The following is a 688-nucleotide window of genomic DNA, read 5'->3' as shown; positions in this document are numbered from 1 at the left end:
CAACTGGTGGGGGCCTCCTCCCTGAAGCCAGAGGTGATCTCGGGGATCGACCTGGTGGTAGTGCGGGAGCTGACGGGGGGCATTTACTTCGGCCAGCCCAAGGGAATCTTCACGGATGCCCAAGGATCTCGGCGCGGCGTGAACACCATGGTCTACAGCGAAGCTGAGGTGGATCGGATTGCCCGAGTTGCCTTTGAGCTGGCCCGCAAACGCCGGCGCAAGCTCTGCTCGGTGGACAAAGCCAACGTTCTCGAGGTGTCGCAACTGTGGCGGGAGCGGGTCAATGTCATTGCGGCTGAGTACCCGGAGGTGGAACTTTCCCACCTGTACATCGACAATGCCGCCATGCAGTTGGTGCGCTGGCCCAAGCAGTTCGACGTCATCCTCACGGGCAATCTCTTCGGCGATATCCTCTCCGATGAAGCGGCCATGCTGACCGGCTCTATTGGTATGCTGCCCTCTGCCTCTCTGGGATCCTCTGGCCCCGGCCTATACGAGCCGGTACATGGGTCGGCTCCCGACATTGCCGGACAAGACAAAGCCAACCCCATTGCCCAGGTGCTCTCCGGCGCCCTGATGCTCCGCTACTCCCTGGATCAGCCGCAAGCTGCCGACCGCATCGAACAGGCGGTAGAAGCCGTTTTGGCGCAAGGGTACCGCACCCCAGACCTCTACTCTGAGGGAATGA

1 protein-coding gene is annotated in these 688 nt (G+C 61.6%); it reads left to right on the top strand.

Translation table 11 applies throughout. From position 1 onward, the window contains the following. Window positions 1-688, top strand: a 688-nt coding sequence (gene leuB / locus NW837_RS15165) for a 3-isopropylmalate dehydrogenase (RefSeq protein ID WP_414332458.1), incomplete at both ends; no start/stop codon positions are given.

Source organism: Synechococcus sp. R6-10, assembly GCF_047461815.1.
Classification (GTDB): domain Bacteria; phylum Cyanobacteriota; class Cyanobacteriia; order Thermostichales; family Thermostichaceae; genus Thermostichus.
The sequence above is the reverse complement of the archived record's forward strand: the minus strand, read 5'-3'. Positions and strand labels throughout refer to the sequence as shown.